The organism is Chryseobacterium sp. CY350, assembly GCF_027945075.1.
Taxonomy (GTDB): Bacteria; Bacteroidota; Bacteroidia; order Flavobacteriales; family Weeksellaceae; genus Chryseobacterium.
The window spans coordinates 114347-132677 of sequence record NZ_CP116034.1 but is presented as its reverse complement, the minus strand read 5'-3'; the positions used below and the strand labels follow the sequence as shown (position 1 = coordinate 132677).

Genomic DNA, 18331 nt, shown 5'->3' with positions numbered 1-18331 from the left:
TTACGATCGATTATTGCGTGCTCGCAGTTTTAATATCACTTGTTCTGATGTCTGTACCCAATCTTTGCAGATAAGCGATGATAGCAATGATTTCTCTTTTTTCGAGGGGAATAAAGGCATCTCTTTTTACGCTTTTTTCTTTTTCCATCTGCTCTTTTACGTCGGCAGCTTCTGCATAGATTCTTCTCACAATCGCACTCGACTGATTATCTGCCCACCGATCTGCAGAATCGATCTGTGCTTTTGTATAAGGCATATCGAAAGTATTTTTCATCATTTTAATTTTATCAACCATCTGATCACGGTTCAGTTGATTGGTAATCAGCCACGGAAAACGGGGCATAATTGATCCTGCTGAAGTAATTCTTGGATTGTACATGTGTTTGAAGTGCCAGGAATCCGGATTTCTGCCGCCTTCTCTCTGCAAATCCGGTCCTGTTCTTTTCGATCCCCAGAGAAAAGGTCTGTCGTAGACAAACTCTCCCGCTTTAGAATACTGTCCGTTTTTACCGTCGAATCGCATAACCTCGTCTCTGAAAGGCCGTATCATTTGTGAATGACAGGAATTACAACCTTCGCGGATATACAGGTCTCTTCCCTCCAATTCAAGAGGCGTGTAGGGTTTTACTGCTGAGATTTGAGGTAAATTACTCTTCACCGTCAAAGTAGGAACTATTTCTACCAATCCACCAATTGCTATCGCTAAAAAAGCTAAAATTGATAACAGATGCGGTGTTCTTTCTAACCAAAGATGTACGCCTTCGCCCTGTTTCCTTGCGGTACCTATGTTTGCCAATGCGGGCGCTTCTGCGGCAACGTTTTTTTGGAACGAACCTGCTTTTATTGTTTTCACAACGTTGATAACCATTAGTATAGCTCCAGCCAGATAGAAAAGACCTCCTAAAAATCTTAATTTAAAATAAGGAATGATTGCCGTCACGGTATCGAGCCAGTTTTTCCAGAGTAAAGTACCGTCCGGATTAAATTGTTTCCACATCAATCCCTGTGTAAATCCTGCAATGTACATCGGAACCGCATAGAAAATAATTCCTAATGTCCCCAGCCAGAAATGCCAGTTCGCCAGTTTCTTTGACCAAATTTCTGTTTTCCACATCACCGGAACCAGATAATATACCACCCCGAATGCCATAAAACCGTTCCATCCTAAAGCTCCTAAATGTACATGACCAATGACCCAATCGGTATAGTGACCAATTTTATTTAAAGATTTCGTTGCTAATAAAGGTCCTTCGAAAGTAGCCATTCCGTAGCAGGTAACGGCAACAACAAAAAATTTGAGGATAGGGTTCTCTCTTACCTTATCCCATGCTCCTCTTAAAGTCAAAAGTCCATTGAGCATTCCGCCCCATGAGGGCGCAATCAGCATGATAGAAAATCCTGTTCCAACTGCCTGAGCCCAAGCAGGTAAAGCGGTATATTGAAGGTGATGAGGTCCTGCCCAAAGATAAACGAAGATGAGAGACCAAAAGTGGATGATAGATAATTTATACGAAAATACAGGTCGATCCGCAGCTTTGGGCATGAAGTAATACATTAATCCCAAAACAGGTGTTGTAAGAACGAAGGCGACTGCGTTGTGACCGTACCACCATTGAACCATAGCATCTTTTACGCCTGCGTATGCTGAGTAAGATTTCCAGCCTGTAAATGATAATGGAACTTCCAGATTATTAAAAATATGAAGCATCGCTACCGCGATCCAAGTTGCGATGTAGAACCAAATCGCAACATAAAGATGTCGCACTCTTCTTTTGACAATAGTTCCAAACATATTAATTCCGAAGATTACCCACGAAAAAGTAATCAGAATATCAATCGGCCATTCGTGTTCAGAGTATTCTTTTGAGGTATTGATTCCCATAAGAAAAGTGATAACAACGGCAATGATCATGATTTGCCAGGTCCAGAAATGAACCCACGATAATGTATCGCTGTACATTCTGGTCTTCAGTAATCTTTGCATACTGTAATAAGCTCCGCAAAAGAATGAATTACAGACAAATGCAAAAATAACCGCGCTCGTATGAAGCATTCTGATTCTACCAAATCCGAAGGCTCCCTGCGAATTGATCAGTCCCTGAATATTTCCGCTTCGTAGACTCTGTATCGTTGTGTCGTCGGTTCCGAATAAAAATTCGGGTAATTCAGGATAAAACAGCATTAAGGCTGCTGTAAGTCCTAAAATAAAACCAATAATTCCGAATGCGAGCGTGGCATAGATAAATGCCCTGACAATATTATTGTCATAGTGAAATTGTTGCGTGTTCATAATTCCAGTTTGTTGTAAGAATGTCTGTTTCCCAGAAATATTAAAAAATAAATTCGTTAAAGAGGCTGAGAAAAATGTCATCTGAACCCTTCAATGATTTGTCAAAGGTAATGTGTAACTTTGTCTGGAACTATTAGCAAAGCTTCTAAAATATACCAAAAACTACTAAAGAAAAGCCGATGAAAGTTTGTGGACAAAGCATCAGAAAAATAAGAAGAGAAAGAGATCTTACTCAGGAATATATGGCTTTCGAAATGGGAATTTCACAAAAAGCATATTCGGATATCGAAAATTCTAAAGTAAAAATCAATCTCGAAATTCTGACTAAAGTATCTTCTATTCTAAAGATAAAACCTTCTGAAGTCTGCAGTATTTCAGACCAATGCGCAGAAGGCGATCTCGCCAAAAAATATCATGAGTTACTAGACTTTATCAAAAAAAATAATCTTCCGTTGCCTGAAGGACATTTGTAATCACATGATCCGAAATATAATTACCTTTTCTATCTAAATTATCGCTTTACTATCAATTTACTTATTGTAAAAAACCGCATAATCACAAAAAGATTTTAGCGATTCTTCCGCAATTTATAAATACATGTTCATGTAATCAGCACAAAAAATGATCTATTTCTATTTTAATCATTAATGTATTTTTAAGAAAATGTTACAAACGTACCTTCAAGATTGCAGGGAATTACCAGCTATGACCGAGAAGAATTTCCATAATTCTTCTTATACAGTTTAAAACATAAGCTTTACCACGCTTGAAATTCTAAGTAAATAAACCATCTTTTCATCTTTCATTAGTAACATTGAATTTGCTAAATTATCAAAATTTAGTAATCATAATTATTAATAATTCAATAATAAAAATTTATAAATAATTATTTCATTACTATAAATAGTTATAATTAAAAAATTGTAGTAACTTTGAAAATATCACATAAGTAGGAAAAGTAAATTTCTTTACACCGATAGTAGATATTCAATAATTAGATTTTAAAGAATAGTCAAGACCATATCGGACTAAAATTGCCGTGATATTTAATAATTAAATTACATCTATTATGACCAAAACTCTAAAATTCCGGACTTTCCAGACTATTTTACTGCTGATATTCGTTATTTGCTTTACTTCAGTAAAATCTCAGGTAGGAATTGGTACCGCAACTCCGGATGCCAGTTCTATATTGGATCTCAGCTCTACAACAAAAGGAATGTTGGCTCCCAGAATGACGACAGCGCAGAGAAATGCTATAACGGCTCCCGCTGACGGACTTCTCGTTTACGATACCACATTGAAACTTTTCCATTATTACTCAACTTCAACCTCAGCATGGTCTGCAGTAAACAGCGGTCTTACAGCACGATCAAATTTTAAACGTATTAAGTCAACTGACGTTTTGGCTACAGTTTTAGCTGCCGAATTAGCAGCAGGCGGAGGATCGAAATATGTCATGAATGCAGACACCTTGTATGAAATTAATGGTTCTGTGCAGTTTGACTTTCCGATTGACATCAATAATTCTTATATTCAAGGAATTGACACCAATAATGACATCATTAGAAGGCCGACAGGAAATATTTTCGACGGCGCAACGGGTGGAAGCATCAAAAATGTTACACTGACTGCTTCAGGAGGAAATGTTTTCAACCTTAGTGGCACCGCAGCGCAAAATCTTATCTTTAGAGACTGTGTGGTCGCTGGTTCCAATTCAGTAGGAACTATTTCCGGTTTTGGACTTGTATTCTTAAGCATTGTACAATTTACCGGAAACACGGCCGGAATTACTTACAACAATATCTCTCAGTTGCTGCTCAGCAACCTAGGTTGGTTTGCTAATAATTCGGGTACTTATGAAAAATTTTCCGGTACTTTCAGCCTTATTGAAAAACAAGGAGGATTTACTCATGTAGAAAGTGCGTCAGCAACCGGATTTGATGTTTCGACAGCCGGTTTAGCAGTAGGAAGCGGAATTCTGGAATCGGTAGTTTTTACAGGCACAAATACCGCAGGTTACATTAAACCATATACTTCGGGAACATTTCCCGGCTATAATTTTAACAACAACTGGATCGTAAGATCTTCTGGCATCCCTACAGAATCCGACAACGTGGCTGTAGGAGATTTCACTGTGGATTATGCTGTGGGAAATGGCATTGGAGTTAGCTTCAACAACAGTAACCCAAGTAATATTGTAAAAATCGGTACCACCACATCAATCTCTACTTCCACTAACTTATTTAGATTTTCAACCGACGGAGTTCCTAACCGGTTAAAATACTTGGGAAAAAACAGAAGGATATTTCAGATCACGGGTTCGGTATCTTTTCAGGTTCCTGCAGCAGGTACTTACATTATATATATTGCTAAAAACGGAACTGTGTTGGGTACGTCTAAGGTATACGGCAGAGGATCGGCGATTAACGATATTGTCGTCATCCCAATCAACGGTACTACAGAACTCACAAATAATGATTATGTAGAAATATTTGCGCAACGTTACTCCGGATCTACAGGAGATATTGTTGTCCCGAATATGTCGATTACGGTTAAATAATATAAAATGCTCAACAATTAATCATAATAATATTGATCACAAGGCCATTCTTTCGAGTGGCTTTTCTATTGATAATTTTTCTAAACCTTTTATAATTATTATGTTTGATAAAAATCTTTCATGAAAACCATTAGCGGACTTTCCCAATTTATAAAAAGAATTTAAATACTAAATGTCATAATTTAAATCGAAAAGAATAGTTTAACAGCAAAATGTAATTTATAAATATCAAGATTTTTAGTTTCAAAATGATTTAAGATTAACTCTCGTGTTTATTGATATATTTAAATACTATTCATCAGGTTCATGCTACATCTGGAAATTGAATCTGATAAAAGCGATAATAGCAAAAAAATTATATTCTAAATATCATATTTGTACTTTTTAAATTAAAGAAGTATATTTCCGTCGCGATACGGTTTATAAATTTTCTTTAATTCAGATACCACGATTTGACGGCAACTACAAGAGTTTTACTATCTTTGTTTTATCTATGAGCACCCAAGAAACTTTGTCCGACAAAAGCTTTAGCGCAGATTTACTGATCAAGGCATTAGCTTTATCACCATCTCCCGCTGCCATTTATTCAGATGAAAATATGCTCATCCATTTTGCAAATGAAGGCATGTTGGCACTTTGGGGCAAAGATTCGTCTGTGATAGGAAAAACTTTGATGGAAGCACTTCCAGAGCTTGAAGGACAACCATTTTTAGCTTTACTCCGGGAAGTCTGGCGAACCGGTAAAGATTACTCAGTACATGAGGCTCCGGCAAAACTTATCAAAAATGGAATTGAAACGCTGGATTTTTTTGATTACGAATATAAAGCGATCACAGACGAAAACAATAAAACATGGTGTATTCTCAATACAGCACTTGAGGTAACCGCTCGTCGTGAATTTTTGCAGCAGATAAAGGAGAAGGAAGAAAGAGAGCATTCACTGAATGAAGAAATGGCCGCGACACTTGAAGAACTGACGGCAACCAACGAAGAACTTAGCAGTTCCCTTCGACAGCTTGCTGAAAGTAAAGAGTACATTCGCACGATTATTGAACAGGCACCTGTCGGAATTGCAATGTTGAAAGGACCAGAGCATATTATTGAGATCGCCAATCCTGCTATACTTTCCATCTGGGGTCGCACTGAGTCGGAAGTCATTGGATATCCGCATGAAACTGCACGGCCGGAATTAAGAGATCAGCCCGTCAACAACTGGTTGAGAGATGTCTATCAAAGTGGCAAACCAAAAATTAATACTGAGTTTACAGTAAAACTTCGACATAATGATGGTTTACGAGAGGCGATCGTCAACTCTATATATCAGCCTTTCTTCTCTTCTAATGGCGAAATCTCTGGTGTATTGATGATTATCGAAGAGATCACTGAGCAGGTTTTAGCACGGAGAAAAAATGAAAATGACCAATCTATGCTGGCTTTGGCAATCGACGCTGGTGAACTTGCTACTTTCTATTACCAACCTGCGACCAATCTTTTTTCAGGAAATAATCTTCTCAAATCTTGGTTCGGATTAGCTTCTGATGAGAATTTAGACCTTTCTGTTGCCATCTCTGCCATTTTACCGGAAGACAGGGATCGTGTTTCAACAGCAATTGCAAATTCACTCGCAACAAATTCTGATGGAAATTATTTCATTGAATATAAAATTCAAAATAAAGCAGATCATAAAATACGGCTCCTACAGGCTAACGGAAGAGTTTTTTATGATCAGGATGGAAATGCCTTAAGCCTTAATGGAACTTTAAGAGATATTACGCAACAAAAAAGAGAAGAAGAAAGAAAAGATGATTTTATGGGAATGGTAAGCCATGAGCTTAAAACACCATTAACTTCTCTAAAGGCATATCTACAGCTATTGCAACGAAAAGGCGTACAAACAGAAAGTACGATGCATCATACTATCATTGAAAAATCTGTAAAGCAGGTAGATTATATGAACAGTATGATCAATGGTTTTCTCAACGTTTCCAGACTGGATTCCGGACAAATGCATATTGAAAAAACAGTTTTCGATTTCAAGTTGTTATTCTCGGAGATTGAAGACGAAATACTCTCCACCAACCATTCGCGGAATTTTATTTTTAGAAAATCAGACGACATTTCTTTAACGGCGGATCGCGATAAAATATCGCAGGTACTGCATAATCTTATCGGTAATGCCATCAAGTATTCTCCATTTGATACAGTGATTACTGTGGAATATGCAACCGATGGGAACGACTTAAAAATTTCTGTTCAGGATTATGGTATTGGAATCCCTGAGGATGATCAACAGCAGATATTTGACCGATATTACCGCGTGAAAGATCAAAACAGCAGATCCATAGCCGGCTTCGGGATCGGCCTCTATCTTTGCAAGGAAATCATTGATCTTCACAGCGGAAAAATTAATGTAAAAAGTACTAAAAACGAAGGAACTATGTTCTCAGTAATCTTACCCATTGACGGGAAAAAACAAATTAAGTAATCTGGAAATTACCTTTTCCTGAATCACTTTTATGCTTAAAATCATTATTTGATCTTGTCTTCTACTCAGCTGTATTTAATTAAAATATTATTGTGGTTTGGCTTAATATTCTTTATTCTTTATTCTTTATTCTTTATTCTTTATTCTTGATTCTTTATTCTTTATTCTTTATTCTTTATTCTTTATTCCTATTGATTACTAATTTGATTTAACAAGATTTTTGTCCCGTATAATAGATTCTGTCAGATTTTGAACATTCATTTAAGTATTTATTTAAATTAAAGTAGTAAAATCAAGATTATCCAAGAGAAAAATTTTCGATATTCTGTAACATTTAGTAAAAAACGATACTAACCGTCAGAGCCTAGCACACAATGTCACAGGAAAAAGATTTTTTGGAAAAAATTGAAAAACATAAAGGTGTGATTTTCAAGATTTCAAAAATGTACATGGATAATTTCGACGATCAGAATGACCTCTATCAGGAGATCATCTATCAGGCATGGAAATCCTACAAAGATTTTAAAGGCAACAGTGATTTCTCAACCTGGCTTTACCGAACTGCCCTTAATACTGCAATTGTATTTTTAAAAAGTGAAAAAAAACGTAGCTTTATACAGAATCAACGTATTGAGCATTTGCCAGTTAACCATGAAGCCTATAATGAAGATGATGACAGAAATATGAAAATAATGTATGAAGCCATTCATGAACTCAGTGCTATAGACAAGGCTTTAATTTTCTTCTTTCTGGAAGACTTTTCGGGAAAGGAAATTGCAGTACAACTCGGTATCACAGAGGTCAATGCGAGAGTAAAGCTCAACCGGGCAAAATCGAAGCTGAAGGATATTATTGATAAAAAGAAGATTATTTAAAAAGTTAATTTGCAATCATGGAGTTAGATAACTTTAAAGACCTCTGGAAAAAAGAAAACAGCCAGAATCCACCCGAAATATCTCTGGAAAGGCAAAATGAAATTCACTCGCCGCTACAGATGCTGAAAATAAATATGCAGACGGAATTTTGGCTTATGATCATTTCGACACCAATGATTTTCACCGGACTTCCTTCTGTAACAGACGATCAGAATATCAGAATCATTTCTATTCTGGTTTCGATATTAACGTTGATGATCATCATATATTATTACTCCAGATTTCGAAAGCTGTACAAGCTTCTGAAAAGTGAAAATACCAATACAAATTATGATCTCTTTAATCTCAAAACACAATTGCTGGTTTCAAAGCAGATCTACATATCGTATTATATATCGTATATTCCTTTAGCTTTTCTGTTATCACTAATTCACATAAATTTTCAATTCGATATTAAATATAATCTCGCAGTATTCATTTCCTCTTTTGTAATCACTATTCTAGTCATCTCATTTATCTTAAAGTACTGGTTGTTTTATATGTACGGAAAATACATAGACGATGTGGTACACATAATCGATGAACTTAATGACAGAGAAATGCAGCCACGGAAACCAAGGCGAAAATCATGGTTTGAGAACAGTCAGAAATTCCTGATAAAAAAGTTAGGAATTATCGGAAATGTAATTAATACAATCATATGGTTCATTCTCGGTTACTGCTTTATATTTCTTTTTTTCCTGATCAGCATTTTGCTTATTATCTTTATTGGAGTTAAAATGAATTTAATCGATCTTGAGACCTTAAAACAGACACTCGCTACCTTTCATTAATTTGCAGTAAAAGAAAAAAAATAACAAATACTGTAACATTTTCCTGTTTTTTATACTAACTGTCGTATTCATCAAATAAAATAATATGAAAAAGACAGTTACAATTGTAAAAACTTTAGCTTTTGTGTTGACTATGGGAATCACTTCTCAGAATTTGACAGCACAGAGTCATCGGACAGAAATTTCATTGCAAGATCTGCCACGAATAACAACAACCTCTGCAATGGGAAATTTTCAGGTAAGTTTTGAAGGAAAAAATATTTCTGCTGAAGCCCTTGTAAACCAATTTGGAAAATGGTTGCAGACAAACTCAGATCACAGCTATCAATTTTTAAAAAGTTCTGTTGACGAACTTGGCTTTAAAAGAAATATTTATCAGCATTTATACAAAGGAATCAAAGTCAACGATGATATAATCTACATCCACGAAAAAGATGGAAAAGTGACTTACGTAAATGGAGAAATCATTAGCAATATTACGATAAACATTTCTCAACCTTTACCTGAAAACGAAATAAAAGAAATCATATTCGCAGATATCAAAAACAAGAAAACAACCTTTGGCGAATTTGAACATGTGATCGCTAAAGTAAGCAACAGAGAAGGAATTCATCTTTACACGGCAACGAAAGTTCAGGCTGCTGCTTTAGGTGCTTTGAAAGCTTTTGATTATTATATCGATGATAAAACAGGAAAAATCGTAAATAAGATTTCTAAAATTTATGATTATAGTCCAGATTTTCAATTGAAACTGAATTTGCCTGCACGAAAAATTATAAATAGTTTTGACTACAGTCCTTTCTTTGTTGATACACCTTCTACGAGTGCAACTTACTATAAAGGAAATCAAAACGTGACAGTAGATTCTAACAATAATAGCTTTAGATTAAAAGACAATAATAAAAACATCCATACAAGAAATGGATCAGGATGGGACGGAAGTGCAAATCTTGCAACTAATGAATTAACAGGAAATATTACAGAAATTACAAGCACCGCAGCAAATTTTACATCTGCAACGACAAAAGCACCCGTAGAAGCGCATTGGGCGATGGAAAAAGCTAAAGATTATTACATTGCAAGACATAATAGAAACAGCTACGACGGTAATGGATCTATCATCAAGAACTATTATGATATCAATTTTAATGTTGATGCCACTACGGGAGCGCCACTTCAGCCAAAAAACGGTGCCAATGCCGCTGCATTTGACGTTACACAGCAAGGTTTCTCTGTAGTAGGCATGCTTTACGGAAACGGTATGTATCAAGGCCAGGCAGGCTTTTTCGGTCCTTTTGTAGGAATCGATGTTGCCGGTCATGAATATTCTCATATTATGGTGAGCAGAACAGCCAATCTTGCCTATCAGGGGGAATCTGGAGCCTTGAATGAAGCGTTTGCAGATATGTTCGGAGCTTCTATTGAATTTTATTCAGGGATTTCACCCAATTGGAATATTGGCGAAGGAATTCCCAACTCTGCCATGGGTTTTACGTTTTTAAGAAGCATGTCGAATCCCAATTCGGGTCCGGCAGCGCTGGGTTCACAGCAGCCTGACACTTATCTAGGGACATATTGGGCAGCTACAGCAACAGGATCTGCGGATAATGGCGGTATACATACCAATAGCGGTGTAGGAAATTTCTGGTTTTATTTGTTATCTGTGGGAGGAACAGGAACCAATGATTCGGGAACCAATTATAACGTAACAGGAATTACCATTCAGAAAGCTGAAAAAATTGCTTACAGAACTTTGGCAACTTATCTCACCGCAAACAGTCAGTATACCAACGCCTATACTGCATCCAAACAAGCGACAGTCGATTTATACGGAGCCGGGTCAAGCGAGCTGCAACAGGTTGAAAATGCGTGGTGTGCAGTAGGAATTGGCAATTGTGCTAGCCTGCTTTCAGTATCGGATACCGTGAAGTCTGATTCAGATAATATTAAAATTTATCCGAATCCTGTTACCAGCGGACAATTTACTATCCAAACAGATTCGAAAGGAAATGGAACGTATGAAATCTATGACCTTTCAGGAAAACTGATACGATCTTCAGAAAAGTTAGAAAAGGGAAATGTGACGGTTAACACAAGAGAATTACAAAAAGGCGTGTATATCGTAAAGATAAAAATAGAAGGCAAAACTATTTCTAAAAAAATTATTGTCAGTTATTAAAGATTCTAAAAACACAAATGATGGCTCCCGAAATTTATTTCGGGAGTTTTTTGATACAAGAATGATTTCAAGAGTATAAAAAACTCAAAAAACAGCCTGAAAATTCTTTTCTTAAACACATGTTATTCAATACTTTAATATGACAATTTTTCAACATTAGCAAACTATTATGACATTTTGAAATATTATTATTCCACAATAAGACAATTTTTCTTACAAATAGCACAGGTATTTTATTTGTTTATGAAAAAGTGATCATTTAATTTATTGTTTAACTTTTTAAAATTTGTTTGTTATGACAACTATCGTAAAAAGAACAAATGGCAGTTTACTCCCTGTCAATCAACGTTCTCTGTTTGACGATTTTTTTAATCGCGAACTTTTTAATTGGGGTAATAATAACTTTTCTGCTTCCCGCACTACTCTCCCTTCCGTGAATATCAGAGAAGCTGATGAAGCTTTTGAGGTGGAAGTAGCAGCAGCGGGATTACAGAAAGAAGATTTTAACATCACTTTGGATGGCGGCACACTGACCATTTCATCTGAAAAAGAAAATCAGCATGAGGACAACAATGGTAGTTATCACCGCAGAGAATTTAATTATCAATCTTTTCAACGCAGTTTCGAGCTTACTAAAGACGTGGTAGATGATGAAAAAATTGAGGCGAGGTATGAGAATGGTGTTTTGAGAATCATCATTCCTAAAAAAGAGAGTACGACAAAACAGTCTGCAAGGCTTATTGAAATTCAATAACAAAAAAGGTTTTCCTGTCTTGGAAAACCTTTTTTTATGCTTCAAATCTATAGTTCGGAATCAATTTTGTAGTAATTATGCTACAATATTGTTAACCAAAAATTTATCGATTATGGGAATTAAGCCAGGACCAAAAAAAACCGCAGAGTCTACCGGTGAACCAGACAAGCGACAAAGAGACAATAAAAAGACACCTCAAAATGAACCTTCATTAAAGGAGCATAAACATAAGAAAGGTGATTAATTTAAACAAACTAAAAAATAGATCCTGACCGAAAATCAGGATCTATTTTTTTTATTCTTCTTAAGAACGAAGGTATTTTTTGGGTATGTCACGAAGCATCATAATAGATATTGTAGTAATTATTTTGTATAATTTGAGCAGAATAATACTTACTTAAAGCATGTGGTCACTCTTTAGAAGAAGAAATAAGTAATAAAAATATAATTAAGAAGATTACTGACAATTTTATTAATTACATACAAATAATTGAATACCATTACACTTACATCCTTCATATTTGTAAAAATTTACAAATACTTACAACATAATTGAAAATTAGTTAAACCTATTTAGTGAAATATGCAAAAAGTCACGTAGCTTTGAATAGAAGGCTAATGATTTCTATTGGTCGGAATACTAAACTATAAATAAACTATTCAAATCATTCACTATCCAAAATGAAAATTTCAAATTACAACACAATCAAGGCTGCAGCAATTGTGCTGGTCTTTCTTGGAGTCATTTTGCTCTTCAGCACTGCGTTCATCCATCAGGCGTTAATCAACGCGCTGCTTCTGTTAATGATTGCACTTTTAGCGGTCATCTTTTTTAAGTTAAAAGTAGTAATTTATGAACTTTCAGGCGGCTGTATCACAATTAGGAAAACTCATCCTTTTACTTTTAAAAGATTTATCGCTCCCGAAATTGAGTTCCCTCAAAATAGTATCAGAGATTACAACTTTAGACACAATATGTTACAGGAATCTTTAATACTTAAGATGAGATCTAAAAGCAACAGGAAATTTGCGATTAAGATTCAACTTTTGGGATTCAGTTATCAGCAGAGAGAGAAGATATCTTCATCACTGTTATCTGTTGTTTCACAAAATAATTTAAGATCAGTCTAAAAAATCGACACCATATTAACATCATATTATTTAAGACCCCAGTCCCTATTGAGATTGGGGTTTTATTGCATCTTGAAAATTGTTAAAAGTTTGGTGATATGATTTGGAATATCATTCTGCAGAAAAATTATGTGTAATTTTAATGATTAAATTAAAGACAAATTTCAGTAATGGCAGATGATTACATATATCTTGATAACAATGCAACGACTAAAATAGATTCCAGAGTTTTGGCGAGTATGATGCCTTACTTCACTGATTACTATGCCAATGCGAACAGTTCTCATATCTCAGGAATTTCTTTAACTGAAGCTGTAGAAGATGCTACATGGCAGATCGCAGATTTAATTGGCGCAAATGAAAAAGAAATTATTTTTACATCCGGAGCAACGGAAGCCATCAATCTGGCTATCAAAGGTTTAGCGAATGTAAACAGAAATAAAATTATCACCTTTACAACAGAACATAAGGCAGTTTTAGAAACCTGTAAATATATGGAGAGTAAAGGATTAAATGTGGAATATCTTCCCGTACAATCCGACGGTACAATCGATGATGATCTCCTGAAAAATTCTATTACGGAAGATACATATCTTGTAATTGCAATGATGTGCAATAATGAGACTGGAACGCTTCATGATGTAAAAAAAATTTCTGAATTTGCTCACCAAAAAGGCGCATTATTACTTTGTGATACTACGCAAGCGGTCGGCAAAATTCCTATTGATGTCTCAGACTTAGGAATTGATATGATGACTATTTCTGCCCATAAATTCTACGGACCGAAGGGAATTGGTGCTCTGTATGTGTCTCGAAACGTAATTTCCGAACTAAATACTCAAATGCACGGAGGCGGTCAGCAAAAAAATCTCCGTAGCGGAACTTTAAATGTCCCAGGAGTAATCGGAATGGCAAAGGCCTGCGAAATTGCCAAAGCTGAGATGAAAAAAGACGAGATAAGAATCCGTAAGATTCGCGATTTTCTCGAAATGGAACTACTGAAAATTGATGGAAGTTTTGTCAATGGATCTGTCGAAAACAGAATTTATAATACCTCAAACATCTGTTTTCCCGGAGTATGGTCTGAGCAGCTTATTTTATCGCTCGCTAAAATTTTGGTGTCGAGCGGATCTGCCTGTTCAGCGGTAACTTCAGAACCATCACACGTTCTGAAAGCTTTAGGCATGTCAGACGATGATGCATTATGTTCTATAAGATTTAGTTTAGGAAGATTTACTACCGAAGATGAAATTAATTATACAATTACGAGGGTAAAAGAATTGATTCGTCAATTTAAAGCATAAAAAATCCCACCGATATTGAGTGGGATTGTCGTTTGAATTTATTATAAAAGTTTATCAAAATGAATTGGCAGATCATAAATTCTCTTTCCTGTGGCATGGAAAACAGCATTTGTGATCGCCGGCGGAATTCCTACTCCACCGATCTCTCCTACACCTTTCACACCAAGATCATTTACAAACTGATCATTTTCTTCCACAAATATCACCTCAAGATCCTGAATATCTGCGTGAACAGGAATATGGTATTCACCTAAGTTCGCGTTCATATATTTCCCAAATTGATGATCCAAAATTGTCTCTTCGTGAAGTGCCTTACTGATGCCCCAAACCATTCCGCCTAAAACCTGGCTTTCTGCAGTCTTCGGATTGATGATTTTGCCCGCCGCTACAGCTGTCACTGCTCGTTTAACTTCGATCATTCCAAGCTCTTCGTCTACCTCAACTTCTACAAATACTGCACTGTGAACAGCTCTAGCCTTTTTTCCATAGGTGAGAGGATTAGGCATTGCAGAGTTTGTCGTTTTTATTGCTTTTCCTTCATTAGCATCTATTATATCTTTTACACTCATGCTAATTTCGGGATTACTACGAAGTGTTATTAAACCGTTTTTAAAGTTTACATCTTTGAATTTGGCATCTTTTAAAACTGAATCTTTTAAATTTTTAGCTAGTTTAAATAATTTTTTATTTAAAGCCTGACAAGCATTTTGTACGGCTGGGCCAACTGTTGCCGTAGTAAATGATCCACCCTGAATGGGCGCAAAAGGTAATTTACTGTCTGCGTAAGAAAACGTCACATCTTCAATTGGTAAACCCAGCTCATCAGCAGCAATCTGTGTCATAATCGTAAAAGTTCCTGTACCAATGTCCGTCACAGCACTTTTTATTTCCACTTTTCCGTCTGCTGTCATGATAGCTTCCGCACGCCCAAAGATTCTGTTGGCGTCCCACATTCCGGTAGCCATTCCGTATCCTATCAACTTATTTCCCCGTTTCATACTTCTTGGTACGGGATTTCGCTTATCCCATCCGAATTTTTCGGCACCCTGCAAAAAACATTCTTTCAGTTCCTTGCTAGAATACTCTTTGTCACTGCTTTTGTCAATCATTGAATAATTATTTAGCCTCAGCTCCACAGGATCCATATTCAGTTGATAGGCAATTTCATCCATCGTTACTTCGATAGGATGCATTCCTGTACTTCCACCAGGAGCTCTCATATCCAAAGGCGTGTAAACATCCAAAGGAACGATCTGGTGTTGCAACAAAGTATTTTCCGCAGGATAAAGCATATTTGCCCAATTCACAACAATTTCTACATAATCTTCGAATCTTGAGGTTTCTCCCGTTGCTTTATGGTAAATAGCATTTACTTTTCCATTTTGGTCTGCTCCAAACTTTGTGTGCTGCAATGTGGGCGGACGATGCCCGATCATATACATCTGTGCGCGATCCAAAGTTACTCTCACATTTCTTTTTAAAGCTAAAGAAGCCATAACTGCCATAAAAAGCTGATGCTGAGGACGAAGACCAGATCCAAAACCACCACCTACAAAAGGCGAGATCACCTGCACATTCTTCATTTTCAAGCCAAAAACATTGGCTACATACATTTGAGAATTGATAGTTCCCTGTGTTTTATCGTATATTTTAAGTTTTCCTTTTCCCTCATAAATTACAGTCGAGGCATACATTTCCATCGGATTATGGTGTTCTGTACCGTGAGTGAATTTGCTGTCAGTTTTTACATATGAATTTTGGTATTCTTTTTCAAAATCACCGTTTGGAGGAGGTGGAGGAGGTTTCAACATCGATGCGAGACCTTTTTTGGGATCTCTTTGTTTTTCAACATTAGTTTTTAAATCTGTTTCGAAACTTTCTTCTTCATAAACAATGCTGATTTTGGTGGCCGCATACCTCGCCATTTCGAATGTATCTGCAACTACTAATGCTATTGGCTGACCGTTGTACCTGATATCATTATCCTTTAAGGGTTTAAAAACAGTACCCGGTGGCGCATCCATATCTGCATATCTGAAATCAAACCAAGCAGTGGACGGTTTATTTTCGTGTGTGAAAACTTCAATCACTCCACTCATTTTTTTCACCTCAGACGTATCAATTGATTTAATTTTTCCTTTCGTAATGGTACTGTTTACTACATATCCGTAAAGTAAATCTTCTGCATAATATTCTCCTGCGTATTTTGCACTTCCGGTTACTTTCAGTTGACCTTCAAGACGGCTGATCGGCTTTCCTATTGATGGTGTATTTTCCATATTCTTGTGATTGATCGTGATTTATAGTGATGGTTTTGCTCCGGGACGCTGTGTAGAAGGATCTAGTGCCATCATACAGTTTCTTACAATTGCTTTTTTAGCTAAATCTATTTTAAAACTGTTGTGCTCAAAACCTATGGCACCTTTTAAAATCATTTCGGCAGCATTCGAGAAATTTTCTTTGTTCGCTTCTTTTCCTACTAAAAATTCTTCTGCTTCCTGAACGCGCCAAGGTTTGTGAGCGACGCCTCCTAAAGCAATTCTCGCCTCTTTAATTCTGTTATCTTGCAGTTCCAAGCCTGTAGCTACAGATACCAGAGCAAAAGAATATGACGCTCTGTCCCGAAGTTTTAAGTAAGAATAATTTTTTGTAAATCCTTTCTCTGGAAGATCAATACCCGTAATAATTTCACCCATTTTAAGGGTATTATCGATCTCTGGATGATCTCCCGGCAATCTGTGAAATTCTGTAAAGCTTATTTTTCTCTCTCCTTCCGGTCCGGAAACATTCACAACTGCATCTAAAGCGGCGAGAGCAACACACATATCAGACGGAAAAACCGCAATGCAGTTTTCATCTTGACCTAAAATTGCGTGAATCCTGTTGTATCCTTTAATCGCTGAACAGCCGGAACCCGGCTCACGTTTGTTGCACGGAGTGTGGATATCATAAAAATAATAGCATCTTGTACGCTGTAGTAAATTCCCACCATTTGTGGCCATATTTCTTATCTGTGCCGACGCTCCTGCTAAAATTGCTTTCGATAGCAGAGGATATTTCTGCTCTATCGTCGGATGATAAGCTGTGTCGGCATTAGTCATTAATGCTCCAAGTCGTATTCCGCCTCCGGGAATTTCAGTTAAATCATTGATTCCTGACAATGAGTTGATATCAACCAAAGTGTCTGCTTCGGTGATAAAATATTTTAACAGATCAATGATATTTGTACCGCCGGCAATAATTTTATTTCCTTTGTTCTCTTTTGTTAAAGCAATGGCTGTTTCAACGTCTGCAGCTTTTGTAAAATCAAAATTATTCATGTGATGCGTTTTCTTTTACTGCCATTACAGCGTTAATAATTCCTCTGTTGGCACCGCAACGGCAGAGATTACCGCTCATGAGATCCTGAACTTCTTCTCGTGTAGTAGCTTTATTTTCATTTAGAAGTCCGATTGCACTACAAATCTGTCCGGGTGTACAGTAGCCGCACTGAAAAGCGTCGTGATCAATAAATGCCTGCTGGATAGGATGCAAATTCCCGTTATCTGCAATACCTTCAATAGTTTTTATTTCGGTGTGTTCCTTCATTACCGCAAGGCTGAGACAACTAAGTACTCTTTTACCATCAATCAAAACCGTGCATGCACCACATTGCCCGTGATCACAGCCTTTTTTGGTACCTGTGAGATGTATTTTTTCCCTTAAAGCATCTAAGAGCGAGACCCAGGGCAATATTTCAAGATTATAATCCTGACCATTCACGTTAAGTGTGATGGATTTTTTTTCGGTGGTATTCATAATGTTCAGATTTGGTCTGAGTCTTCTATTACAAAAAAAAAGCCGTTATGCTGACATAACGGATATTGTGGTATCATTTAGACCTAATTTATAATCAAACCATTTAAGAGTAAATAGAA

Annotated in this window: 14 protein-coding genes; 10 read left to right on the top strand and 4 right to left on the bottom strand. The window is 36.5% G+C overall.

Annotation, left to right across the window (positions count from 1 at the left end; all coding sequences use genetic code 11):
- Positions 1-10: 10 nt before the first annotated feature.
- A complete protein-coding gene (gene ccoN / locus PGH12_RS00575; RefSeq protein WP_267597906.1) occupies positions 11-2290 on the bottom strand; it encodes a cytochrome-c oxidase, cbb3-type subunit I in 2280 nt (759 codons plus the stop codon).
- A gap of 179 nt (positions 2291-2469) precedes the next feature.
- Here ccoN and PGH12_RS00570 point away from each other — a divergent pair, with 179 nt between their 5' ends.
- The 10 genes from PGH12_RS00570 (at position 2470) to PGH12_RS00525 (ending at position 14414) form a co-directional block, all read left to right on the top strand.
- Positions 2470-2763 carry a helix-turn-helix domain-containing protein gene (locus tag PGH12_RS00570; protein ID WP_267597907.1) on the top strand — a complete coding sequence of 98 codons (294 nt, stop codon included), beginning with the start codon at positions 2470-2472 and terminating at the stop codon, positions 2761-2763.
- Positions 2764-3359: 596 nt separating this feature from the next.
- On the top strand, positions 3360-4853 hold the full coding sequence (locus PGH12_RS00565; RefSeq protein WP_267597908.1) for a phage tail-like protein: 1494 nt from the start codon (positions 3360-3362) through the stop codon (positions 4851-4853).
- 493 nt (positions 4854-5346) lie between these two features.
- A complete protein-coding gene (locus PGH12_RS00560; protein ID WP_267597909.1) occupies positions 5347-7338 on the top strand; it encodes a PAS domain-containing sensor histidine kinase in 1992 nt (663 codons plus the stop codon).
- A 374-nt stretch (positions 7339-7712) separates the two neighbouring features.
- Complete coding sequence (locus PGH12_RS00555; RefSeq protein WP_267597910.1) at positions 7713-8213, top strand: RNA polymerase sigma factor; 501 nt, start codon at positions 7713-7715, stop codon at positions 8211-8213.
- A gap of 17 nt (positions 8214-8230) precedes the next feature.
- Complete coding sequence (locus PGH12_RS00550) at positions 8231-9046, top strand: hypothetical protein (RefSeq protein WP_267597911.1); 816 nt, start codon at positions 8231-8233, stop codon at positions 9044-9046.
- Positions 9047-9131: 85 nt separating this feature from the next.
- The gene (locus PGH12_RS00545; protein WP_267597912.1) at positions 9132-11225 is read left to right on the top strand and encodes a M4 family metallopeptidase; all 2094 of its coding nucleotides are present in this window, start codon (positions 9132-9134) and stop codon (positions 11223-11225) included.
- A gap of 295 nt (positions 11226-11520) precedes the next feature.
- A complete protein-coding gene (locus tag PGH12_RS00540) occupies positions 11521-11979 on the top strand; it encodes an Hsp20/alpha crystallin family protein (RefSeq protein WP_267597913.1) in 459 nt (152 codons plus the stop codon).
- A gap of 112 nt (positions 11980-12091) precedes the next feature.
- The gene (locus PGH12_RS00535; protein WP_267597914.1) at positions 12092-12223 is read left to right on the top strand and encodes a hypothetical protein; all 132 of its coding nucleotides are present in this window, start codon (positions 12092-12094) and stop codon (positions 12221-12223) included.
- A gap of 437 nt (positions 12224-12660) precedes the next feature.
- On the top strand, positions 12661-13110 hold the full coding sequence (locus PGH12_RS00530; protein ID WP_267597915.1) for a hypothetical protein: 450 nt from the start codon (positions 12661-12663) through the stop codon (positions 13108-13110).
- 170 nt (positions 13111-13280) lie between these two features.
- Positions 13281-14414, top strand: a complete 1134-nt coding sequence (locus PGH12_RS00525; RefSeq protein ID WP_267597916.1) for a cysteine desulfurase family protein — start codon at positions 13281-13283, stop codon at positions 14412-14414.
- 41 nt (positions 14415-14455) lie between these two features.
- On the opposite strand, the gene PGH12_RS00520 is transcribed toward PGH12_RS00525, so the two are convergent.
- From PGH12_RS00520 to PGH12_RS00510, 3 genes are read right to left on the bottom strand one after another with little or no spacing between them, the layout of a single operon-like run.
- On the bottom strand, positions 14456-16693 hold the full coding sequence (locus PGH12_RS00520) for a xanthine dehydrogenase family protein molybdopterin-binding subunit (RefSeq protein ID WP_267597917.1): 2238 nt from the start codon (positions 16691-16693) through the stop codon (positions 14456-14458).
- A gap of 21 nt (positions 16694-16714) precedes the next feature.
- Entirely contained in the window at positions 16715-17734 is a 1020-nt protein-coding gene (locus tag PGH12_RS00515; protein ID WP_267597918.1) for an FAD binding domain-containing protein, read from the bottom strand.
- Positions 17727-18212 carry a (2Fe-2S)-binding protein gene (locus tag PGH12_RS00510; RefSeq protein WP_267597919.1) on the bottom strand — a complete coding sequence of 162 codons (486 nt, stop codon included), beginning with the start codon at positions 18210-18212 and terminating at the stop codon, positions 17727-17729. The genes PGH12_RS00515 and PGH12_RS00510 overlap by 8 nt, the downstream gene beginning before the upstream one ends.
- Positions 18213-18331: the final 119 nt, after the last annotated feature.